Genomic DNA, 26,150 nt, shown 5'->3' with positions numbered 1-26,150 from the left:
TTTAACGTCTTGTGTTTTAGTTGGCGTTTCTACTCGCCAATACGGATTCTAAGATTGCCATTCGAACAAAGACACCATTGGTCATTTGTTGGACAATCCGTGATTTTGGTGCTTCAACCAAGTGATCTGCGATTTCCACATCGCGATTGACTGGAGCTGGGTGCATAAGGATTGCTGTTTCTTTCAAACAATCGTAACGTTCTTGAGTCAAGCCATGTTGGGCATGGTAGTCCTCTTTTGAAAAGATAGCTCCACTATCATGACGTTCATGTTGCACACGGAGAAACATCATGACATCCACCTGATCAATGATTTCATCAATGGTTACAAACTGTCCATAGTCTGCAAACTCTTGACTTCTCCATTCCTCAGGTCCAGCAAAGTAAAGTTCAGCTCCCAAGCGTTTCAAAATCTGCATATTAGATTTGGCAACACGTGAGTGGTCCAAGTCACCTGCAATAGCAACCTTGAGTCCCTCAAAGTGACCAAATTCCTCATAAATGGTCATCAAATCCAGCAAGCTCTGGCTAGGGTGTTGTCCCGAACCATCTCCACCATTGATAATGGAAGTCGTAATCGTTGGACTTGCAATTAACTCTCTGTAGTAGTCAACCTCAGGGTGGCGAATCACACAGACATCCACTCCTAAAGCAGACAGAGTCAAAATGGTATCATAAAGTGTCTCACCCTTATTGACTGAACTGGTCTTCACATCAAAGTCAAGTCGCTCCAATCCCAGTTTAATCTCTGCCACTTCAAAGGACTTATGCGTCCGTGTAGAATCCTCAAAGAAAAGATTGGAAACAATCGGATGGTCTTCATAAGGAAGCTGAGCTCCGTTTTTAAACTCAATCCCTCGTTTGATCAATTTCATCACTTGATCGACAGTGAGGTCTTCCATGGACACCACATGGTTCAATGCTTGTTGATTTTCTGACATGGCTACTCCTTTAGCTTTCTAAGCTTCTTCAGTAATCAGAACTCTGTCTTGGCCATCAAGTTCTGCCATCTCTACGATGATTTCTTCAGAACGACTAGTTGGGATATTTTTTCCAACGTAATCTGGACGGATTGGCAATTCTCTATGTCCACGATCGACTAGAACTGCTAAACTCACACGCGCAGGACGGCCATGACCTACAATATTATCAATAGCAGCACGGATAGTACGGCCTGTATAAAGCACATCGTCCACCAAGATAACTTCACGGCCTGTCACATCAACAGAGATCAAAGAAGTATCTTCTCCACTTTTAATATCATCACGGAAAGGTTTAGTATCCAATTCCACAACAGGAACTGAAAGATTTTCTAGTTGCTCCAAACGTTCTTGGATACGGTGGGCGATAAAGACACCACGAGTTTTAATACCAGCCAAGACGATTTTATTCAAATCTTTGTTGCGTTCGATAATCTCGTAAGTAATACGCGTAATCGCCCGTTTGACGGTCAATTCGTCTACAACTTCTTTTGTCTTCATGACAAACCTCCAAAAAGAAAAGTCTCCTTAAACAAGGAGACTTGAAATGTATAGCTAAGTAAGCCCTACTGCAAACAGTATAGACTTCACCCTTCTACTTTATCACGCTCCTTGCCTGCCTCACGGGACAGGTTTAAAGGAATATTTAGTTATCAAATACTATAGCACAAAACAGACCTAAAATCAAGCAAAAACTTTTGAACTCCCATCTTATAAATTGCTAAAATCATATAACTGTGGGTACTGGTCACACTCTGGATTTTTAGGATGACAGATAGCTCTTCCAAAATAAATCATAGCCTGATGGGCTGCTAACCACTGCTCCGGCGGCAAGATATCCATGACCCGCTTTTCCACCTCAAGTGGTGTTGCTGATTTTTTGACGATATCATGGTGTTTGCAAATACGCTCCACATGAGTGTCTACTGCAAAGGCTGGAATTCCAAAGCCCACACTCATGACAACATTGGCAGTCTTGCGACCAACACCTGCTAAACTCTCCAATTCCTCACGTGTTTGAGGAACTTGACCATCAAAGTCGTCTAGTAACTGTTGAGCACATTTTTTTAGGAATTTAGCCTTATTCCGATACAGTCCTAGACGAGAAATGTGTGAAGCAATCTCACCCTCTGTCGCAACAGACATGGCTTGTGGCGTTGGAAAGGCAGCAAAGAGACCTGGTGTGGCCTTATTTACCGCTGCATCCGTTGTCTGAGCTGACAACATGACCGCAACCAAGAGTTCAAAATGATTGGTAAAATCAAGACTGGGCTTGGCATCTGGAAACAGAGCAATGATTTCTTCTAGCACTTTTCGTGCTCGTTTTTTTGATAAAACCATTATTCGTCTCCATCAAATAGTCCTTGTAAGCCAGCAAAAGGACTGTTTTCTTCTTTCTTAACTGCCTGTTGGGCTTGGTATTCTTCCTCTGTCATGATTTGCCAGTCATTTCCTGACACAAAACCTTTACCAGCTTCTTCTTCAGCCGTCAAAACCTTAATAGGAATGTTTAGTAGGATATTGTCTGACACGCTCTCAGCAAGGTCAAGTTCTCCATTTTTGATAGGCAAGACCAAGTCGTCATCTAGAACTTCTTGATCTAGCTGGTTGGTTGCGCCTTCCATGAAAACTTCTGTGACTGGATAAGATTCAACTAACTCAACTGGCTCCTTACTACGACTTGAAGCAAGGACAATAGTGTAAGACAACTGATAATCTAAGAAATACATACGGTCTTCGTATTGTACTTTCCCAACTGCAAGGATATCTTTCACATCTAAGATTTCTTGATTGCGTGCACGCAAGTCTGCAGCTAGGTCTAAAGTTTGTTCAAAATGCAAGCCTTCAGACTGCTTACGAATTTCTTGAATATTTAATTTCATACTTCCTCCATAAAGATTTACTCTCTTGATTATACCATGAAAAGGCTACAGATTAAGCCACCAAACTTTGTAATTAAAATTGAATTTTTTAATATGTTTATCACTATATTTTTTGGTACTATACTATAGGCAAGAATACATGATAGCAAGGAGGATGCTCACATGGAAGACAAAGAACTCATTACTAATGCAACCCAACTCCTATCCGAGTTAAATAAAAGTTTCCAAAGCTGCAAACAGGGTACTGCAGATGATATTCGATTACAAGAGCTGCTAAACACTACTATAAAAGAGCTAAAAAAAGTGGAAAAGTTGGACAACAGTATCTTAATTGACCTTGAGAAATTTTACCAACGTACCAGTCTTCTAATAGGTCTTGGTACCCTAAAACTAAACGATCAAGCACGCATTGCTTGGCGAAACTACGACAAATTCCATTACGATCATGTCAAACACGTCCTGACTCTCTATGGACCTGTTTTCGGATTTTAGAGATTAGAATTGTCAGTTTTCTATTGACAAAATTTCCTTAAAGGTATAGGATAAAGATACTAATACTCGGAGGTAAGGGAGACATGAACAACTAAGTCTATCAAATAAAGAACCTTTATTTAGTAGATCTTGTTTTTGTCTCTTTTTGTGTGCTCTTTTATGCTCTTCTTCTGGCATTTTATACTCAATGAAAATCAAAGTGAAAACTAGGAAGCTAGCCGTAAGCTGTACTTGAGTACGGTAAGGCGACGCTGACGTGGTTTGAAGAGATTTTCGAAGAGTATTAATAGAGTTTTTTGACATAAACTGTGGCTCTACTAGGTAAAGTAGAGCTTTTTGTTATGCACTATTGATATTCTAGAAAGGGCAATCATATGATAAAAATCAATCACCTGACCATCACACAAAACAAAGATTTACGAGACCTTGTAGCCGACTTAAGCATGACCATCCAAGATGGGGAAAAGGTAGCTATTATTGGCGAAGAAGGAAATGGCAAATCAACCTTACTTAAAATTTTAATTGGGGAAGTTTTGTCTGATTTCACTATCAAGGGAGACATCCAGTCTGACTATCAGTCACTGGCCTGTATTCCTCAAAAAGTCCCTGAGGACTTGAAAAAGAGAAGTCTACACGACTACTTCTTTTTAGATTCTATTGATTTAGACTACAGTATCCTCTATCGTTTGGCTGAGGAATTGCATTTTGATAGCAATCGTTTCGCTAGCAACCAAGATATTGGCAGTCTATCAGGGGGCGAAGCTTTGAAAATTCAGCTCATCCATGAGTTAGCCAAACCCTTTGAGATTCTATTTTTAGATGAACCTTCAAATGACCTAGACCTTGAGACGGTTGATTGGCTAAAAAGACAGATACAGAAGATGAGGCAAACCGTTATTTTCATTTCCCATGATGAAGACTTTCTTTCTGAAACGGCTGATACTATTGTCCACTTGCGACTGGTCAAGCACCGTAAAGAAGCAGAAACATTAGTAGAGCATTTAGACTATGATCGCTATAGTGAGCAGATAAAGGCTAATTTTATCAAACAAAGCCAGCAAGCATCTAACGACCAAAGAGCCTACGATAAAACCATGGAAAAACATCGGCGAGTCAAGCAAAATGTAGAAACTGCACTTCGAGCTACCAAAGACAGTACTGCCGGTCGCCTATTGGCTAAAAAGATGAAAACTGTCCTCTCTCAAGAAAAACGTATTGAAAAGACAGCTCAGTCCATGACCCAAAAACCACTTGAAGAGGAAGAAATTAGACTTTTTTTCTCAGATATACAGCCATTACCGACATCTAAAGTCTTAATCCAACTGGAAAAGGAAAATTTGTCCATTGGAGAGCGAGTTTTAGTTCAGGAGTTACAACTAACTGTCCGTGGCCAAGAAAAAATCGGTATTATCGGGCAAAATGGTATTGGAAAATCAACTCTGTTAGCCAAGTTACAACAACTACTAAGCGCCAAAAGAGAGGTTTCTCTTGGTTTTATGCCACAAGATTACCACAAAAAACTGCAATTAAGTCTATCTCCAGTAGACTATCTCAGCCAAACTGGAGAAAAAGAGGAAATACAGAAAATTCAATCTCACTTAGCCAGTCTCAATTTCAGTTATCCAGAGATGCACCACCAAATTCGCTCCTTATCCGGCGGGCAACATGGGAAACTTCTGCTTTTGGATTTAGTGCTGCGCAAACCAAACTTTCTCCTGCTGGATGAACCTACACGAAACTTTTCTCCAACTTCTCAACCTGAAATAAGAAAACTCTTTGCTACGTATCCAGGCGGTCTCATCACTGTTTCGCATGACAGACGTTTCTTAAAAGAGGTCTGTACGACCATCTATCGTTTAACAGAACACGGTTTAGAGGTCGTTGATCTCCAAGATATATAAATCTTGGACATAGCAAAAATCCAGAGACGACCTCTGGATTCTTTTTACATCTGTTTTAAACGTTCAATTCGTTCTGAGATAGGTGGGTGGGTATAAAAGAGTTTTTGGAACCCTCCACCTTTCTTGGGATCATTGATATAAAGAGCGCTGCTGGCATCATCGACATGGTGATGCATCGGCTCGCTATTGTCCAACTTATGGAGAGCATTAATCATCCCTTGAGGATTGCGGGTCAACTCGACACTGGAAGCATCTGCTAGGAATTCCCTCTGACGAGAAATAGCTAGTTGCACCAAGGTTGCAGCGAGAGGTGCCAGCACAATAGCTAGTAGGGAAACCACTAGCATAATGATTTCTAAGCCATTTCCATCTCGGTCATCGTCACTTCGTCTGCGACCTGCGCCACCCCACCACATCATACGACCTGCCATACTAGAAAGCATGGTGATAGCACTAGCAAGGGCAACAGCAATAGTCGAAATACGGATATCGTAATTACGAATATGACTGACTTCATGTCCCATAACAGCTTCTAGTTCTTCACGATTCATGATAGCTAGGAGACCTGACGTCGCAGCAACCGCTGCGTTTTGAGGGTTAGAACCTGTCGCAAAGGCATTTAAGGCTGGATCATCAATGATGAAAACACGAGGCATAGGAATCTGAGCCACCATAGCCATATCTTCCACTACATGGTAGAGGTCTGGTGCCGTTTGCTCATCAACCTCACGCGCCCCATTCATGGACATGACAATCTCTGTCGATTGAAAAATCATGGACAAGGCATAGATAAAGCCAATAATCAGTGCGATAACCAAACCACCAATCCCAGACCGCATAAAGAGGTAACCAACCGCATAGCCAACAAGAGCTAAGAGTAGGAAAAATACCAGCAACAAAATCCACGTTTTTCGTTTATTGCTTGCAATTTGATCAAACAACATCTTAGTCACCTAAACCGCTAAAATCAACCTTAGGAACTGCCTTTTCCTCTTCTGGTGTTTGAAGGAAATCTGCTGCTTTAAATCCAAACATTCCAGCGATAATATTGCTTGGGAAAGTTTCTAATTTTACATTGTAGTTGCTGACAACACTGTTGTAGAGTTGACGGGAGTAAGAAATTTTATTTTCTGTGTTTGTCAACTCCTCTTGCAATTTAACAAAGTTGGCACTAGCTTTCAAATCTGGATAGCTTTCTGCAACTGCAAAAATACCTGAAACCTGACGAGTGAGGGCATCACTAGCTTTCATAGCTTCTGCTGGTGAAGTCGCTGCTGCCACTTGGTTACGCAGTTCTGCCACCTTTTCAAGGGTAGAACCTTCATATTTGGCATAACCTTTTACAGTCTCAATCAAGTTTGGCAAGAGATCATTTCGACGTTTCAACTGAACATCAATCTGACTCCAAGCCTCCTTTGTTTGCATACGATTCTTAACCAAACCGTTATAGCTAACAATCACAAAAATAACAATAAGAGCGATAACTCCAAGAATAATCCAAGTCATTATATAAGTCCTTTCTACTTTTAGATTAGTACCAGTATATCAAATTTTTAATGATTGTGGTAAAATAAGATGATACTAAAGAAGGAAATAACTATGAAACCAGAAACATTTTACAACCTGCTTGCCGAGCAAAATCTTCCACTTTCGGACCAGCAAAAAAAACAATTTGAACGCTATTTTGAGCTCCTGGTCAAGTGGAATGAAAAGATTAATTTAACAGCCATTACGGACAAGGAAGAAGTTTATCTCAAACATTTTTACGATTCGATTGCACCTATTCTGCAAGGTTTGATTCCCAATGAAACTATCAAACTTCTTGATATCGGGGCTGGGGCAGGATTTCCTAGTCTACCAATGAAAATCCTCTATCCTCAGTTAGATGTAACTATCATTGATTCTCTCAACAAGCGCATCAACTTCCTCCAACTTTTGGCTCAAGAACTGGATTTGGATGGTGTTCATTTCTACCATGGACGTGCAGAAGACTTGGCCCAAGACAAGAACTTCCGTGCTCAATATGATTTTGTAACAGCTCGTGCGGTTGCCCGTATGCAGGTCTTGTCTGAATTGACTATTCCCTACCTTAAAGTTGGCGGAAAACTATTGGCACTCAAGGCTAGCAATGCGCCTGAAGAATTATTAGAAGCTAAGAATGCCCTCAACCTCCTCTTCAGTAAAGTCGAAGACAATCTCAGCTACGCCCTACCGAATGGAGATCCGCGTTATATCACAGTGGTGGAAAAGAAAAAAGAAACACCAAATAAATATCCAAGAAAGGCTGGTATGCCCAACAAACGCCCGCTTTAAATTTTTTAGTAAAAAATATTTACAAAGTTCGGAATTTCTGCTATACTATCACAAGCAAAGGTTTTTAATGTCATCCCGTGAGGTGACGAAGACGCAGAAATACTTGAAACTCTTTAAAGTCTAGATTTTAGAGAAGTCTTACTCTGAGGGCATATTGCTGTAAAATAATGGGCTCTTTTTTGATGCCCAAAAGTGAGGTTTATATGAAACAAGAATCAACTGTTGATTTGTTACTAGACGTTGACCAACGTCCTTCGGCTGGAAAAGGAATTCTCCTTAGCTTTCAACACGTTTTCGCCATGTTTGGTGCGACCATCTTAGTACCCTTGATTTTGGGAATGCCTGTATCTGTTGCCCTTTTTGCTTCAGGTGTCGGGACACTCATCTACATGATTTCAACTGGTTTTAAAGTTCCCGTTTATCTAGGTTCTTCATTTGCCTTTATCACAGCAATGTCACTGGCTATGAAAGAAATGGGTGGTGATGTATCTGCTGCTCAAACAGGGGTTATCTTGACTGGTTTAGTCTATGTCCTTGTGGCTGCAAGTGTTCGTTTTGCGGGTACAAAATGGATTGATAAACTCTTACCACCAATCATTATTGGTCCTATGATTATCGTTATTGGTCTTGGACTTGCAGGCTCAGCAGTCACTAACGCTGGTCTTGTAGCTGACGGGAATTGGAAAAATGCTCTTGTAGCAGTTGTTACTTTCTTGATTGCTGCCTTTATCAATACAAAAGGAAAAGGCTTCCTACGAATCATTCCTTTCCTCTTTGCCATTATCGGTGGTTACCTCTTCGCACTAACTCTTGGCTTGGTTGATTTTACACCAGTTCTTAAAGCTAACTGGTTCGAGATTCCTGGTTTCTACTTGCCATTTAGCACAGGTGGTGCCTTTAAAGAATACAATCTTTACTTTGGTCCAGAAACCATCGCTATCTTGCCAATCGCTATCGTAACAATTTCTGAGCATATCGGAGACCATACTGTTTTGGGTCAAATCTGTGGACGTCAATTCTTGAAAGAACCAGGTCTTCACCGTACTCTTCTTGGTGACGGTATCGCAACTTCTGTTTCTGCCTTCCTTGGTGGACCAGCCAATACAACTTACGGAGAAAACACAGGGGTTATTGGTATGACTCGCATCGCTTCTGTCTCAGTTATCCGTAACGCAGCCTTCATCGCGATTGCCCTTAGCTTCCTTGGTAAATTCACTGCCTTGATTTCAACCATTCCAAATGCTGTACTTGGTGGTATGTCAATCCTTCTCTACGGAGTTATCGCAAGTAATGGTTTGAAAGTCTTGATCAAAGAACGTGTTGATTTCGGTCAAATGCGTAACCTAATCATCGCAAGTGCTATGCTGGTACTTGGACTTGGAGGAGCTATCCTTAAACTCGGTCCAGTTACCCTTTCAGGTACTGCCCTATCAGCCATGACAGGAATCATCTTGAACTTAATCTTGCCATACGAAAATAAAGACTAAACGTCTTGACACAAAAAGTCCGCTCAGACAACTGAGTGGACTTTTCTAATTTTTAAGTCCCCCAAGCAACCAATAGATAGATCAGGCTAGAACCAAACATATCTGCTAAAGCATGCATGAGAAAGAATGGAAGGAGATTTTTAATTTTATATTTGTATAAGAAATAATAGAATAAGCCATAAACTACACCGATTACCAAAGCCCATACTAATCCTTGATAGGTGTGGAAGGAAATACGAATACTAGTAGAATAAAGCAAAATCAACCACTTGTGTTTTGCCTTCACTGAAGTTAACAAACCTAGAAAGAAAAACTCTTCATAAAATCCATTAAGCAAGGCATAGGCAATCACTATCGGGCTGAGAGCTAAAAACTTACCTATTATTTGCGTGAAATCTATATAGGCAAAAAGGTCTGGATTAAAGTAATTATATTTACCAGTGAGAGTTGTAACCAAGTCTCCAAACAGTCCCACTAAAGCAAATATAAATGGAACCCAAAAGATAATGGACCAATTCCAGCGAATAGGAAGCTGTTTAAAATCATAATTTCGAATCAAAAGATAGAGTAAGGTCACAGTTAGTAATATAGCTTGCAGGGTAAAATTACTAAAATAAGCAGCACCTTCGCTTGCAGCCTGTCTAACTGTCCCTACTGTACTTGATACACCCGTTGGAAACGTATTTGCTAAAAATAGCTCGGTTGAACGAATTATAAACTGACCAAACATTATGATCGTAATAATCACAATGTCAAACCATCTCAAGTATTTTAGAGGTTTAGATGGATGTATTTTTTTAAAAATATTCATATTTTCTCCAAGTATTCTATACTCATATAAATATTTTAAGAAAAAAGACTTAAACTTTTATAAAATTTCATTAATTCATTTAGATTTAAAGACTTTTACTAGTAAAAATAACTCCTCTTTAAGAGTGGTTATCATCTACTTTCATTTTTTGTTTATTTCTCTAACAATAAATCTTTCAAAGAAATCAGGGTTACTGCAAATAAAATCATTGCCATGCCAAGAAAATCAATGGGATAAAATTGTTCATTCATGATCAGGAAGGCAAAGAAAACTGCCGAAATCGGCTCAATCGAAGCCAACAAACTTGACTTGACCGGTCCTATCAGACTGGCTCCTTTTAGAAAGGCTGTATAGGCAAAAACAGTCCCGATAAGAATAATGCCCGCAAAAGCGAGGAGAAAATCAAGACTAGTTGGGATAACAGTCTGTAGAACTCCTGTAAAAGGAAGGGCGACCAAACCAGCTATGACCATTCCCACACCAATGACCAAACTGCTCCCCCACTTCTTAATCAAGGATATGGGCAAAATGATATAAAGTGCGTAAGTCAGAGCAGAAAAGAGACCCCAGAACAGGCCTACAGGTGTCATGGATAACTGGTCCAACTGCCCATGAGTTGCGATCAAGAAGGTCCCTCCAATGGCTAATATGATGGAAACAATCTCTCCCAGTGTCGGCGCCACCTTATCCTTGATACAGCTATAAATCAAAATCCCGACAGGACAAACATACTGAAGTACCGTCGCGGTTCCTGCATTGGTTTCCTGAATAGCAGTTAGATAGGCAAATTGATTGAGAAAAAGTCCAATCAAAGCAAAAATGAGAAGAGACAGCAAACTCTTTCTATCCTTTAAAAAGGTCAGCATTTTATCCTTTGCAGTAGCATAAGCCAAGAGCATGAGAATTCCACCAGCGATTAAAAGACGCAAGTTGGTCAAGACTAGAGCCGAAATTCCGTGTGCCATCAGGTATTGGCCACTCGTTCCAGACAAGCCCCAAGCAATACCAGCCACAACTGTTAATAGAGTCCCTTTTAAACTGTTTGACATGTCTCTCCTTACTCTTCTTTACGAATCAAGTCCATCACTTGATTGCGGTCTACAATCCATTGAGCCCGATCATCCTTTTCATAGGTACGATTCGATAGGAAAATAGCCGCTTCTTGCTTCTGACGATTCCACATGATAAAGGTACCTGTATAGCCCGTATGGTCTAGCCAATCTCCTTCCAAATTCCATGCCAAAGAACGTTCCTTGTCATTCAAAGGAGAAAAATTTTGACTCAAATTTCTTGCAAAATCATCTGCTAAATAGTGTTCTAAAAAGATTTGTAAGTCCTTTACAGTCGAAAATAAACCAGCACTACCTGCATGTCTGCCCAAGAGGCGAGCCTTGGGATCATGTACCATACCGGCCTCTACACCTCTGACTGTTGGAATAGCAAGCTCAACAGGACCAAACTGAGTTTCCTTCATTTCCCAAGGTTTCCAGACTTGTTCTTGTAAAATCACATCCAAGTCTTGATCAAAGATTCTTTCCAAAATAAAGCCTAAAAGCAAAAAGTGGACATCTGAATAAAGAAAGGCTGGCTGACTTCGTCTGTTGAGATGAAACATCGCTTCCTTTAATTCTGAGGCAGTTAAAAGATCACGATTGGGAATAAACGGATCAAGATTTGTAGCATGGGTTAAGAGCTGTCTAATAGTGATGTCTGGATAATCACTCTCAGGTAAAAAATCGGTTACAGGACTGTCAATATCTAATTTGCCTTTTTCCCACAAAAAAGCAAAAACTGTCCCAACCCCAACAACCTTGCTGACACTGGCTAAGTCATAAACTAGTCCTGCCTCGGTCTGCAAGCCATGCTCTGGGTCACTCTGGCCTAAATAGACCTCCGTCCATTGATTGTCCTTAAAATACGCAAAAGAGGCTCCGGGATAAATCCCTGCCTCGATTTGTTCTTCTATTTTTTTAATAATCTTGGTCCACTTCATACTTCTTCAAACCACAATTCAACATTATTTCGATCTTTAGCAAGGAAGAATTTTTCAGACTTAGGAATAAAATATTCAGTAGACTCAAACCTCTTGCGAAGACTTGCTATGTCTAATTCATTAACCAAGAACTTGAGCATAGATAAGTCCCAAGTAACCGTATTGTCCACAGTCAAATCCTGCCCCTGAGCTGGGATAAAATCAAGTGATGCCCCAATTTCAGATGTTTCCAAGAAACTTTCGATATCAGTTGGGAGATGTAATTCCATAGAAATCTCAAACTTACTCAAAGAAATTGATTCCAAATCTGTTTGAAATTCAGGCTTTTCTCCTACTTCTACTAGACTTGCTCTATCATCTTCCGCGTGAATCAAAATCAAATCATCTTCTGGTGAGAAAATTTCAAAAGCGTAGCCGTTTTGACCTTTATATAATTGATGAATCGAATCTGTTTTAGATAAGAGTTCTTCGATTTCCAAGGGATTTTCCACCTTGACAATCAATCTAGCTAGTTTTTTTCTTCCCTCTACCTTACGAGTGCGCATACTTGGAGCTTCTTCTAAAACCAGCTTTTCTAGACCTGTTTGATCACCTAGTGACAGAAAGGCTGACTCTTCTAACAAGGCCTTCATGCCAAGGGTTTCTATATAAAATGTTTCATTTAATTTTCTATTATTAACTTTTAAAGTAGGAATAATCCGTACAATCTGATTTACATTCATAAATTCCTCCAACTCTTTTATTTTAAAGGATTTTAGAATTTTTTACAAGAAATTATGCTCAGATTTAGCTTTTTTTCGTAAAATTTCATCTAAAAAACCGAGGATTTCCTCGGTTTCAATTTCTTATAGGTAAAGGAATTTGAAGATAGCTACTGCGGCAATTGCTGCTGCGATCGGTGCTACTACTGGTACCCAAGAGTACCACCATTTTGAATCACCTTTGTGCTCACCAAGAACTGATTTTGGAAGGAAAGCATGAAGGAGACGTGGTCCCAAGTCACGGGCTGGGTTCAAGGCAGGTCCTGTAGGTCCACCAAGTGATGTTACCAAGGCCATAACTAGGAAACCTACTGCCAAGTGAGCAATTCCAAGACCAGATGTCATAAATGGTGCTACTTGTTCTTTAGCTTGGTCAAGTGCTGCTGTTACTTGTTCTTGAGGAATGGTTTGACCTTGAGTAGTTGCTTGTGCAACTTGAGCATTAATAGCCGCTTGTGCTTTTGATACTAGTTCAGCACCAAAGAAGTTTTTAGTCATTCCAAGAGCTGCAAAGAAAAGAACAAATGAACCAACAAACTCATTTACAAAACCATTAACAGTTGCTGCAAAATGTGATTCTTTTGTACCATTATCCAAACTTGAAATTGTTGAGAAAGTACCCAAGATGTTGTTTGGATTTTCAGTTTTCAAGTAGTATGGGCGGTGTGTTGCCACAACCAAGGCTTGACCAAAGATAGCACCCAAAACTTGTGCAAGGATATAAGGCGCTACCTGTGCCCAAGGGAAGAGACCGCTGATTGCAAGTCCAAGAGTGAAGGCTGGGTTGATGTGGTTACCTGATACGTTACCAAACATCAAAGCTGGAATCATAACCCCCATACCGTAACCAACAGCGATAACGAGCCAGCCACTTTGGTGACCTTTCGTACCTTTAAGTTCAACGTTAGCAACTGCACCATTACCAAGAATGATCAAAATAGCAGTTCCCAAGAATTCAGTGGCATATTTAATTGCCCATGTAAAATCCATTTGATAGATTCTCCTTAAAATTTTTTAGACAATCCTTATTCTATCAATTTTTATATCTTTTAGCAATATGTTTTCTAAAAGAATATATGAGAAAGCGGTTTTATTTCTTATAAAAAACAAAAGGATTAAGGGAGTAATTTTCCTTAATCCGAAAGTTCTTATTCTTGACGTTGTCCGAAATCTGCAATCATTTGCTCCATTTCTTGTCGACTCGGAGTTGTCAGCATATAAAGGTAATCTCCTTGAAGTTCTGCGAAGGCCGCTGGCATGATTTTTTTAACCTTGAACTGCTGGCTATATTTGGCAAGCAAGTCCTCCTCAGAATGGACATAATGAGCATATGCACGGCGAGACGTAGCCAAACAATACTGAGGTTCAAAGTCTGACTCTGGGAACTCTTCTCCTGCGACTATAGCTGCATAGCCACGATAAAGATCCAAGGAATGAGCAAAATTATAAACATCAATGGTGAAACCACCTGCAGGACGATTATTGTACTCAATAGCGATGTAATCATCTCCCTCGCGGAAGAACTCGATATGGAAGAAACGTTCTTTCATACCAAATTCCTTGACAATGGCTTCCCCATACTTGCGAAGTTTGGGATCCATATCCTTGAGTACATAGTAAGAATTGTCCATCTTATAAATCATGAGATCAAGCGGTGTATAGGCGTAGTCAAAGGTTGTTGAAAAGACAATTTTACCATCCTTGTCCACTAAACCATCAAAGGTGCAAATTTCGCTGGAAGTGACAAATTTTTCAAAGAAATAAACGGTCGAATGGTCCCATTCAGACTTGAAGTGATTGATATCGTCTGCTGTCTCAAGCTTAAAGGTTGCGGCTGCCCCCACTCCATTGTCAGGTTTTGCAATCATTGGAAGGCCGATTTCATTCACAGCTTGATCCACATCTGCTTCCGTCTTGATAACAGCTCCAAGTACCACGGGGACACCTGCTTTTTTGAACAATTTCTTCATTTCAGACTTAAATTTAGTCTTTTTGAGGTCTTCTGGTTTGGCACCAAAGACATTAAATTGTTCTCTGAGTGTTGCATCCAGCTCAAGCCAGTATTCATTATGGGACTCGATGCGATCGATAGGACCATGCTTGTAGAAAAGAAATGCAACTGCACGCTTGACTTCGTCTACATTTTCAAGATTATCAACACGGAAATACTCAGTCAGGCTAATGCGTAAGGGCTCATCCAATTGCTCGTAAGGTTCTTGGCCAATTCCCAAGACTGTGATGCCTTTATTAGCTAGTTCAATAGTAAACTGTTGAAAGTTTTGCGGATAGTAGGGAGAAATAACAAGGTAATTCATAGGTCACTCCTTTTATAAATAGAGATTGCCGAGGAAATAAGGCATTTGTTTGCGCCACCATTCCCAGTCATGGGCGACATCGTGTCCCCATTCAGCAAACCAGGCTGGAATTTGTTTCTGGTCAAAGGCTTCTTTGAGCTTGTAGAAAGATGGTAGACCATCTTGTTCCCAGGCACCAAGACCCGTACACAGCACAATCTCTGCCTGACGATAACGATCAATAAACCAGCCGTCGTTCTGGTTCCAGATATAATCTACTGGCGAGTTTTGGTAAATAGCATCGTCATTGTAGTAATCGCCGACAAAGAAACGTGCGTCGTAAACACCACTAAGAGCTATCACCTTGGTAAAGACATCTGGATGCTGAAGGAAGAAATTGAGTGCATGGTAGGCGCCCATGGAGCAACCTGTCGTCATCATACCATCAAACCAACCTGTCTTATGCTTGATAAAAGGAATGGCCTCCTCAATCACATAGCGCTCATAGGCACGATGCATCTCTGCTTGGTCGTGACCGTTTTTCCAAGTGGCTAACCAGCTCTCACTGTCAACACTGGATAGGGTAAAGAACTGGACACGGCCTTCCTCGATAAAAGAAGCACAGGCATCAATCATGCCAAAATCATAGTATTCGTTGTGACTACCACCTGATGAAGCAAAAACCACAACTGGAATCCCAGCATGTCCATAACGATTAAGATACATTTCACGGTTAAGATTGCCACTCCAGTGGCTAAGGTTTTCAATATGCATTTGATTTCTCCTTTTCTAACTTACCATTTCTCTGCAAAAAATCTCAGACAGTCTGGTAAATTCTCCGACCAAGGGATTTCACTATGGATGGCACCAGACTGAACTTTCAAGACAAGATTATCTAAGTGCACCCCACCTGCTATCAAATCATGGTAATACCGAAGAGACGAATCGATATAGGCTTGTTTGATATTACCAGCCATCAGGGTCTTGTCCGTATCATCTGCTTCTTCAGTTCCAACATAGATAAAGATACGCTGGTCAGACGATAGTTTCTTGCGTTCAATATAGCGATTAAAGGCTTCTTGATGGAGCCAGTTAGCAGATGAAAAGACCCCTAAACAGCCAATTTGGTCTTGGTATTCCAAACCGATAAACTGGGTAATATTGCCGCCTAGTGAGGAACCAATCATAGCCGTATGCTGGCGGTCAGATTTGGTACGGTAGGTCTCATCGATAAAAGGTTTGACCACCTCCATGACAAACTCGGCATACTCCACACCCTTACCACCAAACTGCTGCCCTGGAATAGGAGATTCTTGGAACTTCCAAGCTGCATACTCATTCATCCGCCCCATACCATCATTGTCAATGGCAACTACAATCATGCGACTGATATCAGGATTACGCTTAATAGCTGGGATAATCTTCCATGAGTGACCAATGAAAGACTCTTTGCTATAAAAAACATTTTGCCCGTCATGAAAGTAAACAACAGGATAGGAACGGTCAGTATCTTTCTCATAATCTTTAGGAAGAAGAACACGTACACGGCGCTCCTTACCTGTATAAGGAACCTTGAGTTTGTGTTCTTTCATTTTTAAATAAAAGTAGGAATGATTCATTGTCAGAAAACTCTCTATATTCAAAATTTTATCTTATTATACCACAAAAATAGAAAAAAAGTTAGTTTTGCTTCCATTTTTGGATTAAAAACTAACTTTTTCATTTATTTTTCTAAATTCTTTTGGATTTTCTGATTTAGAGGAGATTATCAATCAAGTCATCCACTTCATCTTTTTCAGCCTGAGGCGTGATTTCAGTAATCATGATTCCAACCACTGCTCGCTCAACTAAACCTTCAACATCCATGCGAGCTTCGTATTGCTCCGCATTCTTAATCTTAGGATTTGTTTTTGGACGATCTGGTGCAAAAATCGTACAACAGTCTTCAAATGGCTGGATTGAAATGTCAAAGGTATCGATTTTCTGGGCGATGTCAATGATTTCTAACTTATCCATAGTCACCACAGGACGAATGACTGGAGTACTGGTTACAGCGTTGATAGTCTGCATGCTTTCCAAGGTCTGGCTAGCTACTTGACCAAGACTTTCCCCATTGATGATAACCAAACCATTTCGTACCTCGCGAATACGATCGGTAATCCGCATCATAAAACGACGCGTCAAGGTCATGAGATAGGCTTCTGGCGCCTTGGCCTTAATTTCCTCTTGAATCTCTGTGAAAGGTACTTCGATAAACTGAATATTTCCCCCAAACTTGGTCAATTTACGGGTCAAATCTTGGGCTTTTTTAAGGGCTCCAGGACTGGTGTAAGGTGGGCTGGCAAAATGAACAGCCTCAATATCCACTCCACGTTTCAAAGCAAGATAACCTGCTACAGGTGAGTCAATCCCTCCTGACAACATAAGCATCCCCTTACCTGAAGTTCCCACTGGTAATCCACCTGCCCCACGAATGGTTTCATAAGAAAGATAGGCTGCTTCTTCACGTATCTCCACTTGGAGATTGATATCAGGACTTTTCATTTGAGCTTGCACATTTGGAATGGCTTCGAATACAGCCCCTCCAAGTGTTTGGTTGAGTTCACGACTATCAAGTTCAAAGGTGTGGTCGCTACGCTTGCTAGAGATTTTAAAGGTCATGCCTTCCTTGTAGATATCTTTCATAATCTCTTGAACAGCAGACTTCAGAACTTCTACAGATTTTTCAACCTTATAAACAGGGGAAAAGTTTTGAATTCCAAAAACTTGTTTGAGCGATTCTGCTACTGCTGTGTAATCTGCTCCATTGAGGTAAGCGTGGGCACGGTCACGATCTGCCGTTACCTTAACTTGGGGATAGATAGACAAAACGTCTGAAATATTATTGCGAAGTTTATTGATGAAACGCATACGGTTTTTACCCTTGGTTGACAGCTCACCGTAACGAATCATAATTTCTGAATATTGCATGAATGCTCCTATCTTACTTTTCTAGTTTGATTGTAAATCAATTTTAACTTGGTCAAAAACTGCTCAATCTGACTCATATCATTTTCAAGGTCTAGGCTTAAACGTACAGCTGACTGGGCCTTATCCTTGTCCACTCTCATGGCAATCAAAGTCCCTGCAGGCTTCCCTGCCTTGGATGAACAAGCAGAGGTCGTTGAGATGAAAATATCATAGTCTTCAAAGGCATGAACAATGACTTCACCGCGAACACCCTTGATTCCAAAAGTCAGAATATGAGGGGCAAAGTCTTCCTCATCTGAAAAGACAAAAATATCTGGATAGTCCAGAAGGGCTTGGCGAATCACTGCCTTCATCTGCCCAGTCTTGCTAGTAAAGAAACCTAGCTTTTCCATAGACAAACGGAGAGCCTTGGCTGTCGCTGCAATTCCTGCCACATTTTCAGTTGTTGAACGATAATCACGCTCCTGACCACCACCAGTCAACAGAGGCGTAATCTTCTTGCCAGACTTGATATAGACAAATCCAACACCTCGAACTCCGTGAAACTTGTGACTAGAGAAAGTCGCAAAATCCACTCGTTCTGTCAGATACTTTTCAGTCGGAATCTTGGCAAGTGCCTGAACCGCATCAACGTGGAAGGAAATAGTCGGCTTGTCTGCTAACAGTTCTGAAATAGCCTCAATGGGCTGAACAGAACCGATTTCATTGTTCACAGCCATGACGGAAACGAGGGTCGTATCAGGTCTTATCAAATCTGCTAACGCTTTAACATCCACAAATCCTTTGTTATCAACTGGAGCAAAATCCACTTCAAATCCTTGACTTTTTAACCAGAGGGCTGACTCTTTGACTGCCGGATGTTCAATGGATGATACAATGATGTGCTTTCCAAACTGGGCTTTTTCAAAGGCCACACCCTTGATGACCCAGTTATCTCCTTCTGTCCCACCAGAAGTAAAGAAGATTTCATCGCTTTTCTTACCGATTAAATCTGCAATCTGTTGGCGGGAAGCATCTAAGATTCGTGTTGCCTGGTCTCCCAAACGATGAAGACTAGATGGATTTCCTAAAATTTTTGAAGACACCTGCATATAAGTTTCAAGGGCTTCAGGATAGGGCTTGGTCGTCGCCGAATTATCAAAGTAAATCATGTTTTCTCACACTTTCTAAAATCACTCCTTCTATTGTATCATGAAACGGTGCCTGCGACAAGAAAGGGCAATTCCTCTTTTTTTAAGATTTTTTTAAAGAAATGCGGTATAATAAATTTTAATTAAAGGAGAGAATGTATGTCTAATTATCGTAGAACTTCAAAACCAAAAACAGAACACATCAAAAAAGGCTTTACAGTCTTTCAAAAAACCGTTGCTACTATCGGTAGTATCCTTGGCTTAATTACCGCAAGTATCACGATTATGAACGCCTTGGATAATAACAAAAATACTAAAAAAGAACCTACGACAAGCCAGACGACAACCATTGTCAAAGAAATTCAAAAGGAATCCCCTCAGGAAAACACTAGTCCCAATAAGGAAAATAACACTTCTCAAGAAAAAACACAGCAAGAGGAAACACCAAAAGCTAGCGTCAAGGAAGAGAAAAAAGAAGAGCAGAAAACAGCAACTCAGGACTCTACTACTCCTGCTCCTACTCCAAGTAAACCTGCTACTGAAAATGAAAAACAGTCCAATAGTCCAACTTCGGAAAATAAAACTAATCAATAATCACTAAAATAGCCTCCTTCCAAACTTGGAAAGAAGCTATTTTTTTATTGTTGTAAAACTTTTCTTGGTTTGGTACCTTCAGCTGGACCAATGACACCTGCCATCTCAAGCTCTTCCATGAGACGGGTCGCACGGTTAAATCCAACTGACAAACGACGCTGAATCATAGATGCGCTAGCTTTCTGAGTTTCGATTACCAAAGCCTTGGCTTCTTCAAAAAGCGGATCTCCACCAGTTTCACCATCTGAGAATTCACCTTCATTTTCAGAAACCTCACCTGGATCAAAACTCTCATCGTAGTCCGCATCTGCCTGAGCCTTGATAAAGTTTACGATGCGTTCAACATCATCATCCGAGATAAAGGATCCTTGGAGACGAACTGGATGATTTTCATCAATCGGTTTAAAGAGCATATCTCCTCGACCAAGCAGTTTCTCAGCTCCATTTTCATCTAAAATAGTACGGGAGTCTGTTCCTGATGAAACTGCGAAAGCGACACGAGATGGGACATTGGCCTTGATCAGACCAGAAATGACATCAACGGATGGACGCTGGGTTGCAAGAATCATGTGGATACCTGCAGCACGCGCCTTCTGTCCGAGACGAATGATGGCATCTTCCACTTCCTTGCTGGCCACCATCATGAGGTCAGCCAACTCATCTACAATCACAACAATGAGCGGTAGCGGAATCTGCTTATACTCAGATTGAGTATTAAACTCTTCTACCTTGGCATTAAAGCCTGCAATATTACGGACTCCTACCTTGGCAAAGAGTTCATAACGGTTTTCCATTTCATCCACAACCTTTTGCAGGGCCTTGCTGGCTTTGCGTGGATTGGTCACAACTGGAATCAAGAGATGAGGAATGTCATTGTAAACAGACAACTCAACCATCTTAGGGTCCACCATCATAAACTTGACCTGGTCTGGTCTCGCCTTCATGAGGATGCTAGCGATAATGCCGTTAACAGCTACTGACTTTCCAGAACCCGTTGAACCTGCGACTAGCAAGTGGGGCATTTTAGAAAGGTCAAAAGCTCTTGCGGTTCCATTAACAGCCTTTCCTAAAGGAATTTCCAAGAGATTTTCTGCTTTCGTTTGAGATTGTTCCCATAGTTCTCGGAAAGAAACTGTCGCAATCTCAGAGTTAGGTACTTCAATTCCGACTAAGGATTTCCCTGGGATAGGTGCTTCGATTCGGACATCCTTGGCCGCCAAGGCTAGAGCGAGGTCATCTGCTAGATTGGAAATGCGATTGACCCGTACACCCACTGCAGGCTTGACTTCATACTTGGTCACAGATGGACCAATTTCGGCCCGTTCAACCGTTACCTTGATACCAAAGCTAGCAAAGGTTTCTTCTAAGATTTTGATGTTTTCCCGAACGATTTTCTTCTCTTTAGACTGGTCTTTGGGTTTATCAGGGGCAAAGAGTTGTAAGCTTGGAAGTTTGTATTCGAGGGCTTCCTTTGCTGAAAAATCGACCTGAACATCTTCATCATCAGAGCCATCTTCCTTTTCAGGGAATTCAAGCTCCGGTTGAGGCAGGATGATTTCTGGTTCCACCCAATCTTCTTCTGGAACAGGTGGAACGTCAAGCACAACATCATCAGTCAGAATTTCACCCGTTTCCATATCAATAGGAGGCAAATCAAGTAAGGCTTTTTCGGCATCTTCTTGTTCTAATCTAGCCTCTTGCTCAGCCTTTTGACGAGCTTTTTCTTCTTGTTTGACAAAGCGTTCCTCTTTTCGACGCTCATGCCCTTCTCGCCATTTGGCAAAGCCTTTACTGCAAAATTCAGCAATATCGTAAACAGACCAAGGACTGATTAGGAGAGCGCCCACTAAAATCAAGATAACTCCAATAAAGTAAGTACCGATATTTGAAAAAAGAAAGGCGGTTGGCATATAAAGAGCGACCCCAATTAAGCCCCCTCCAGCAAAACTGGTCGTTCGAAAACCAGTCAAATCCGTCACAACCTGAGCCATGGTTCCTTTTAAGACCGACTTGTCCAAACCATATTTCCAAACCAAGTAGGCCTCAAAAACCAAGAGTAAGCCAGCAAATATGGTGAAAAATCCTGATAAGAGTCCTTCCTGTTTTCGTATCCACTTGAAAAAGAAGAGGTAGAGCAGGATACTAACTATTGCCAAATAAGCTAGGCTACCTACCAGCAAGCGAATTAGATTGTAAAGGGTGATACCTGCAGCCCCTAATTTGAAGGCTGCGAAAATCAATAAAAGCGCGATTCCCAACGAAATCAACATTCGTTGAATCGCTTCTTTTCTTTCGAGTTCTGCTTTAGACGGTCTCCGTCTTGTTTTACTTGTATTCTTGTTTGCCATTCTTCTATTATACCATATTTCACAAGCATTTCGGAAAGAGAAAAAGACTGCACCAAACGGTCCAATCTTTTCATTTTATATCTAATACTCAATGAAAATCAAAGAGCAAACTAGGAAGCTAGCCGCAGGCTGTACTTGAGTACGGCAAGGCGATGCTGACGTGGTTTGAATTTGATTTTCGAAGAGTATAAGTTTTATGCTTGGGGTTTACGTAGATAACCATAGACCACACCACTTACGATTGCTCCTACCAAGACAGAAACGAGGTAAAGAAGAGCATTTGAAGTAAGGGCAATAACGAAGATTCCTCCGTGTGGCGCCATGAGTTTGATACCAGTAAGACCAACGAGTCCACCTGCTACTGCTGAACCAAGGATGAAGCTTGGGATAGCACGAGCTGGGTCAGCGGCACCAAATGGAATTGCTCCCTCAGTGATAAATGACAAGCCCATGATGATGTTTGTCAAACCAGAGTTGCGTTCTTCTTTAGTAAATTTATCTTTGAAAAGAAGAGTTGCGACAAAGATTGCAAGTGGTGGCACCATTCCTCCAGCCATAACTGCTGCCATGGCTACAGAACCACCTGAAGAAACAGTTGCTGCAAGCGTACCTGTACCAAAGACATAAGCCGCTTTGTTGACTGGTCCCCCATGTCAACAGCCATCATTCCACCAAGGACGATACCAAGAAGGACAGCTGAACCTCCTCCAAGACCGCCTAGGAAGTCATTCATAGCAGTATTGATTGCTGCCATTGGGATATTCACAGCTAGCATGACAAATCCAGTCAAGATTGTTCCAAGAAGTGGCAAGAGAAGAATTGATTTAGCACCTTCGAGTGAACGAGGAACTTTAACGTATTTCTTGATAGCAAGAACTAAAGCACCTGCGATAAATCCACCAACAAGGGCACCTAGGAAACCAGATGAGACACCTGCAAGAGTTGAAGTTGCTTCACCACCTGCGGCATAAGGAATTTTACCAAAGGCAAAACCTTCTTTGGCAATAGCACCAGCCACGAAACCTGCTACCAAACCTGGTTTTTCAGCGATAGAGTATGCAACATAACCTGCAAAGACTGGGAGCATCAAACCAAAGGCAGCTCCACCAATTTTCATGAACATAGAAGCTAACTCATGGTAAGAACCAAGATTGCCAAGGTTTTCATTTGGAACACCTAAAGCACCATCAATCAAGAAGGCAAGGGCAATCATGATACCACCACCGATAACGAATGGCAACATTTGAGAGACACCACTCATCAAGTGTTTGTAGAAGGCGCCACCAAGGCTTTGTTTTTCGTTAGAGGCTGTTGCAGCTTTTGCACCATTAGCTGCACGGTAGACTTCAGCATCTCCTGAAAGAGCCAAGTTAATTAACTCTTCTGTCTTACGGATACCGTCAGCAACTGGACGATTGATTAATGGTTTGCCATCGAAACGATCCATTTCAACTGCCTTGTCTGCTGCGATGATAACAGCTTTAGCCTTGCGGATATCCTCTGCAGTTAGTTGGTTTCCAACACCGCTAGCTCCGTTGGTTTCGACCTTGATACCAACCCCCATTTCAGCAGCCACTTTCTGAAGGGCTTCTTGGGCCATGTAAGTGTGGGCAATACCTGTTGTACAAGCTGTAACAGCTACGATAAAGTCACCAGAGTCATTAGCAGGTGCTTGAACAGGCTCTTCAGTTTTTTCTGAAGCTTGGTCAAAAAGTTCAATGACTTGGTCAGCTGATGTTGCTTGACGAAGTTTATCAGCAAAGCCGTCTTTCATCAAGTATTGAGACAATTCTGCCAAGGCAGCCAAGTGGGTATCATTAGCACCTTCTGGAGCCGCAATCATGAAGAAGAGGTCAGTTGCTTGTCCATCCAAGCTTTCGTAGTCAACACCCTTGTTTGACTTGGCAAAGAGAACTGTCGCTTCTTTTACAGCAGAGTTCTTACTGTGAGGCATTGCGATTCCGTCACCCAAACCTGTAGAAGTCAAGGATTCACGCGCCAAAATTCCTTCTTTAAAGGTTTCAAAATCTGTTACATAACCGTGGTCTGTCAAACTTTTAATCATCTCCTCGATGACAGCTGTTTTTTCAGTTGCCTGCAAATCCAGCAACATGACATCTTTTCTCAATAGGTCTTGAATTTTCATCGTTTTTCTACCTCAACTTTTTCATATGTTTCTTTAATAAATTTCGCCGTTGCCAAGTCGTCTGAGAAGGTGGTTGCCGTTCCACAAGCTACTCCCCATTTGAAGGCTTCTACTGCATCTTTAGATTTGACAAATTCACCTGTAAATCCAGCGACCATAGAATCACCAGCCCCAACTGAATTTTTGACTGTCCCTTTGATTGGTTTAGCAAAGTATGTTCCCTCAGATGTGACAAGAAGGGCACCGTCCCCAGCCATGGAGATAATGACGTTTTGAGCTCCTTTGGCCAGTAACTGACGAGCATAGTTCTCGATTTCATCTAAACTTTCGAGTTTAACCCCAAAAATCCCTCCAAGTTCATGATTGTTTGGTTTAACCAAAAGTGGCCGGTAGTCCAAACTATCAATCAAGGTCTGTCCTTCAAAATCACAAACGACTTGCGCACCCGTCTGGCGCGTCAAGGCAATCAAATCCTTGTAGATAACATTGCCTAGATTTTTAGCACTTGAACCCGCAAATACAACCGTATCTTCTGCTGTCAGACTCGATAAAATAGCTTTCAACTCTTCTAGCTGGGCTGGTTCAACAGTTGGACCCGTTCCGTTGATTTCTGTTTCTTGGTCTGCTTTTATTTTAACATTGATACGAGTATCTTCTGCCACTTGGACAAAACGTGTCTCGATTTCTTCCTCTGCCAAAGTATCTGTAATAAATTTACCAGTAAAGCCACCGATAAATCCAGTCGCTGTATTTGGAATATCCAAGCGTTTCAAGACACGACTGACATTGATTCCTTTCCCACCAGCAAACTTATCATCACTGTCCATACGATTGACACTACCGACTTGGACTTGGTCCAAACGGACAATATAGTCAATGGATGGATTGAGTGTGACTGTATAAATCATACTTCTATTACCTCCGTTTTCTCCTTAATAGCCTGCAAGAGCTCATGCCCTTGACTTGTGATAACAATAGCGCGTTTGAGTGGTGCTACCTTTGCAAAGCAAGTTTGTCCAATCTTAGACGAATCGACCAAGACATAGGTCTGTTTGGCATTCTCTAAAATAGCACGCTTCACAGCCCCCTCCTCCATATCAGGAGTCGTATAATAGCCATCGTCCACACCATTCATCCCGATAAAGGCACGGTCAAAGTGCAATTGGTTAATCTGGTTAAGAGCAACGCCCCCGATGCTAGCATCTGTCGCCATCTTGACACTTCCTCCAACCATGACCGTTGGAATCTGCTTTTCAACCAACTGAGCAGCATGGTGAATGGAGTTGGTCACGACTGTAACATTCTTATTGACCAATTCATGAATCAAAAAAGCAGTTGTTGTTCCAGCATCGATAAAGATGACATCTTTTTCTTTAATGAGAGAGGCTGCCTTCTGAGCTAGCAATTTCTTCTCTTGAAGGTTTTTGACAGATTTTTCTTGAATGGTTTCTTCTTCCTGCAAGGAATGGGGCAATTCTGCTCCGCCATGCACGCGACGAAGCTTGTTTTCCGCTTCCAACTCATCCAAGTCTCTTCGAACCGTTGATTCTGACGTTTCTAGCAAACTAACTAATTTTTCTAGAGAGACTACATGATGTTGATTCAACTCCTCTAAAATCAGTTGCTTCCGCTCTGTTTTTAACACTGAATCACCTCCTGTTATCGTTTACACTATTTATTCTATCACACTTTCTTTCGAAGTCAAGCATTTTTTATCATTTTCTTTCAAAATCTATCATTTTTCTTATTTCTAGAATTTTTATTGCAAGATAAGAGCCTTTATGGTAGACTATTTGAGTAAGTATTGGAAGATTACTCAAGAGGCTTAAGAGGCCGTGTTGGAAACGCGGTAGGCGTGTAACAGCGTGCGTGGGTTCGAATCCCATGTCTTCCGTTTATTTTAAAAAAGATACCCAAGAAATGAACTGCACCCCAAAAGTTAGACAGAAAAAATCTAACTTTTGGGGTGTTTTTATTATGAAATTAACTTATGATGATAAAGTTCAGATCTATAAACTTAGAAAACAAGGATATAGCATAGAGAAGCT

The 26,150-nt window shown here is 41.2% G+C and carries 23 protein-coding genes, 1 tRNA gene and 3 pseudogenes; 7 read left to right on the top strand and 20 right to left on the bottom strand.

Annotated elements, in window-relative coordinates:
- Window positions 1-16: 16 nt before the first annotated feature.
- The 4 genes from PAN07_RS11485 to PAN07_RS11470 form a co-directional block, all read right to left on the bottom strand.
- On the bottom strand, window positions 17-940 hold the full coding sequence (locus tag PAN07_RS11485) for an aspartate carbamoyltransferase catalytic subunit (RefSeq protein ID WP_136937030.1): 924 nt from the start codon (window positions 938-940) through the stop codon (window positions 17-19).
- Between the two features lie 18 nt (window positions 941-958).
- Complete coding sequence (gene pyrR, locus PAN07_RS11480; protein ID WP_000850022.1) at window positions 959-1,480, bottom strand: bifunctional pyr operon transcriptional regulator/uracil phosphoribosyltransferase PyrR; 522 nt, start codon at window positions 1,478-1,480, stop codon at window positions 959-961.
- 210 nt (window positions 1,481-1,690) lie between these two features.
- A complete protein-coding gene (nth, locus tag PAN07_RS11475; RefSeq protein ID WP_033681985.1) occupies window positions 1,691-2,320 on the bottom strand; it encodes an endonuclease III in 630 nt (209 codons plus the stop codon).
- The gene (locus PAN07_RS11470) at window positions 2,320-2,862 is read right to left on the bottom strand and encodes a DUF177 domain-containing protein (RefSeq protein ID WP_269797960.1); all 543 of its coding nucleotides are present in this window, start codon (window positions 2,860-2,862) and stop codon (window positions 2,320-2,322) included. Before PAN07_RS11470 ends, nth begins: the two co-directional genes overlap by 1 nt.
- A gap of 162 nt (window positions 2,863-3,024) precedes the next feature.
- On the opposite strand from PAN07_RS11470, the gene PAN07_RS11465 reads away from it, so the two are divergent.
- The gene (locus PAN07_RS11465) at window positions 3,025-3,354 is read left to right on the top strand and encodes a helicase BlpT (protein WP_269797959.1); all 330 of its coding nucleotides are present in this window, start codon (window positions 3,025-3,027) and stop codon (window positions 3,352-3,354) included.
- Between the two features lie 374 nt (window positions 3,355-3,728).
- Complete coding sequence (locus PAN07_RS11460) at window positions 3,729-5,255, top strand: ATP-binding cassette domain-containing protein (RefSeq protein WP_261150296.1); 1,527 nt, start codon at window positions 3,729-3,731, stop codon at window positions 5,253-5,255.
- Window positions 5,256-5,299: 44 nt separating this feature from the next.
- Here PAN07_RS11460 and htpX read toward each other — a convergent pair whose 3' ends face one another.
- Both htpX and PAN07_RS11450 read right to left on the bottom strand, forming a co-directional pair.
- Complete coding sequence (gene htpX / locus PAN07_RS11455) at window positions 5,300-6,199, bottom strand: zinc metalloprotease HtpX (protein ID WP_269797958.1); 900 nt, start codon at window positions 6,197-6,199, stop codon at window positions 5,300-5,302.
- A 1-nt stretch (window position 6,200) separates the two neighbouring features.
- On the bottom strand, window positions 6,201-6,761 hold the full coding sequence (locus tag PAN07_RS11450) for a LemA family protein (protein WP_000219822.1): 561 nt from the start codon (window positions 6,759-6,761) through the stop codon (window positions 6,201-6,203).
- 93 nt (window positions 6,762-6,854) lie between these two features.
- Here PAN07_RS11450 and rsmG point away from each other — a divergent pair, with 93 nt between their 5' ends.
- Together rsmG and PAN07_RS11440 are read left to right on the top strand one after the other, a co-directional pair.
- Entirely contained in the window at window positions 6,855-7,568 is a 714-nt protein-coding gene (rsmG, locus tag PAN07_RS11445; protein WP_269797957.1) for a 16S rRNA (guanine(527)-N(7))-methyltransferase RsmG, read from the top strand.
- 203 nt (window positions 7,569-7,771) lie between these two features.
- The gene (locus PAN07_RS11440; protein ID WP_247930811.1) at window positions 7,772-9,055 is read left to right on the top strand and encodes a solute carrier family 23 protein; all 1,284 of its coding nucleotides are present in this window, start codon (window positions 7,772-7,774) and stop codon (window positions 9,053-9,055) included.
- Window positions 9,056-9,107: 52 nt separating this feature from the next.
- On the opposite strand, the gene PAN07_RS11435 is transcribed toward PAN07_RS11440, so the two are convergent.
- The 10 genes and pseudogenes from PAN07_RS11435 to PAN07_RS11390 form a co-directional block, all read right to left on the bottom strand.
- Entirely contained in the window at window positions 9,108-9,866 is a 759-nt protein-coding gene (locus PAN07_RS11435; RefSeq protein WP_247932708.1) for a CPBP family intramembrane glutamic endopeptidase, read from the bottom strand.
- A gap of 141 nt (window positions 9,867-10,007) precedes the next feature.
- Window positions 10,008-10,915: pseudogene (locus tag PAN07_RS11430) on the bottom strand (DMT family transporter).
- A gap of 8 nt (window positions 10,916-10,923) precedes the next feature.
- Window positions 10,924-11,859, bottom strand: coding sequence for a serine hydrolase domain-containing protein (locus PAN07_RS11425; RefSeq protein ID WP_247932707.1), 936 nt, complete (start codon window positions 11,857-11,859; stop codon window positions 10,924-10,926).
- Complete coding sequence (locus PAN07_RS11420) at window positions 11,856-12,581, bottom strand: CppA N-terminal domain-containing protein (protein WP_269797956.1); 726 nt, start codon at window positions 12,579-12,581, stop codon at window positions 11,856-11,858. The genes PAN07_RS11425 and PAN07_RS11420 overlap by 4 nt, the downstream gene beginning before the upstream one ends.
- 123 nt (window positions 12,582-12,704) lie before the next feature.
- Window positions 12,705-13,610, bottom strand: coding sequence for an aquaglyceroporin Gla (gene gla, locus PAN07_RS11415; RefSeq protein WP_084863148.1), 906 nt, complete (start codon window positions 13,608-13,610; stop codon window positions 12,705-12,707).
- A 158-nt stretch (window positions 13,611-13,768) separates the two neighbouring features.
- Window positions 13,769-14,935, bottom strand: a complete 1,167-nt coding sequence (locus PAN07_RS11410) for an ATP-grasp domain-containing protein (RefSeq protein WP_269797955.1) — start codon at window positions 14,933-14,935, stop codon at window positions 13,769-13,771.
- A 12-nt stretch (window positions 14,936-14,947) separates the two neighbouring features.
- Window positions 14,948-15,688: an esterase family protein gene (locus tag PAN07_RS11405; RefSeq protein ID WP_138702948.1), complete on the bottom strand. Its 741-nt coding sequence runs from the start codon at window positions 15,686-15,688 to the stop codon at window positions 14,948-14,950.
- A 20-nt stretch (window positions 15,689-15,708) separates the two neighbouring features.
- Complete coding sequence (locus tag PAN07_RS11400) at window positions 15,709-16,533, bottom strand: alpha/beta hydrolase (protein ID WP_269797954.1); 825 nt, start codon at window positions 16,531-16,533, stop codon at window positions 15,709-15,711.
- 136 nt (window positions 16,534-16,669) lie between these two features.
- Window positions 16,670-17,884, bottom strand: a complete 1,215-nt coding sequence (gene thiI / locus PAN07_RS11395) for a tRNA uracil 4-sulfurtransferase ThiI (RefSeq protein ID WP_269797953.1) — start codon at window positions 17,882-17,884, stop codon at window positions 16,670-16,672.
- Between the two features lie 8 nt (window positions 17,885-17,892).
- Window positions 17,893-19,035 (bottom strand): cysteine desulfurase family protein, encoded by a 1,143-nt coding sequence (locus PAN07_RS11390; RefSeq protein ID WP_084926893.1) that lies wholly within the window; start codon window positions 19,033-19,035, stop codon window positions 17,893-17,895.
- 138 nt (window positions 19,036-19,173) lie between these two features.
- Between PAN07_RS11390 and PAN07_RS11385 the strand changes: the two genes are divergently transcribed.
- The gene (locus PAN07_RS11385; RefSeq protein WP_033687159.1) at window positions 19,174-19,608 is read left to right on the top strand and encodes a DUF6556 family protein; all 435 of its coding nucleotides are present in this window, start codon (window positions 19,174-19,176) and stop codon (window positions 19,606-19,608) included.
- 44 nt (window positions 19,609-19,652) lie between these two features.
- Here the strand turns inward: PAN07_RS11385 and PAN07_RS11380 are convergent, their stop codons facing one another.
- The 4 genes and pseudogenes from PAN07_RS11380 to PAN07_RS11365 form a co-directional block, all read right to left on the bottom strand.
- Window positions 19,653-21,956: a DNA translocase FtsK gene (locus tag PAN07_RS11380; RefSeq protein ID WP_346658458.1), complete on the bottom strand. Its 2,304-nt coding sequence runs from the start codon at window positions 21,954-21,956 to the stop codon at window positions 19,653-19,655.
- A gap of 194 nt (window positions 21,957-22,150) precedes the next feature.
- Window positions 22,151-24,102, bottom strand: a pseudogene (locus PAN07_RS11375) (fructose-specific PTS transporter subunit EIIC).
- Window positions 24,099-25,010 (bottom strand): 1-phosphofructokinase, encoded by a 912-nt coding sequence (pfkB, locus tag PAN07_RS11370; RefSeq protein ID WP_269797952.1) that lies wholly within the window; start codon window positions 25,008-25,010, stop codon window positions 24,099-24,101. The pseudogene PAN07_RS11375 and the gene pfkB overlap by 4 nt, the downstream one beginning before the upstream one ends.
- Window positions 25,007-25,747 (bottom strand): DeoR/GlpR family DNA-binding transcription regulator, encoded by a 741-nt coding sequence (locus PAN07_RS11365; protein ID WP_247934463.1) that lies wholly within the window; start codon window positions 25,745-25,747, stop codon window positions 25,007-25,009. The genes pfkB and PAN07_RS11365 overlap by 4 nt, the downstream gene beginning before the upstream one ends.
- A 161-nt stretch (window positions 25,748-25,908) precedes the next feature.
- On the opposite strand from PAN07_RS11365, the gene PAN07_RS11360 reads away from it, so the two are divergent.
- Window positions 25,909-25,996: transfer RNA gene (locus tag PAN07_RS11360), tRNA-Ser, on the top strand.
- 83 nt (window positions 25,997-26,079) lie between these two features.
- Window positions 26,080-26,150 (top strand): annotated as a pseudogene (locus PAN07_RS11355) (transposase); the annotation flags it as partial.

Source organism: Streptococcus sp. SM5 (assembly GCF_027497975.1).
Note: the sequence above shows the minus strand (reverse complement) of the source record. Positions and strands in the feature narration are given on the sequence as shown.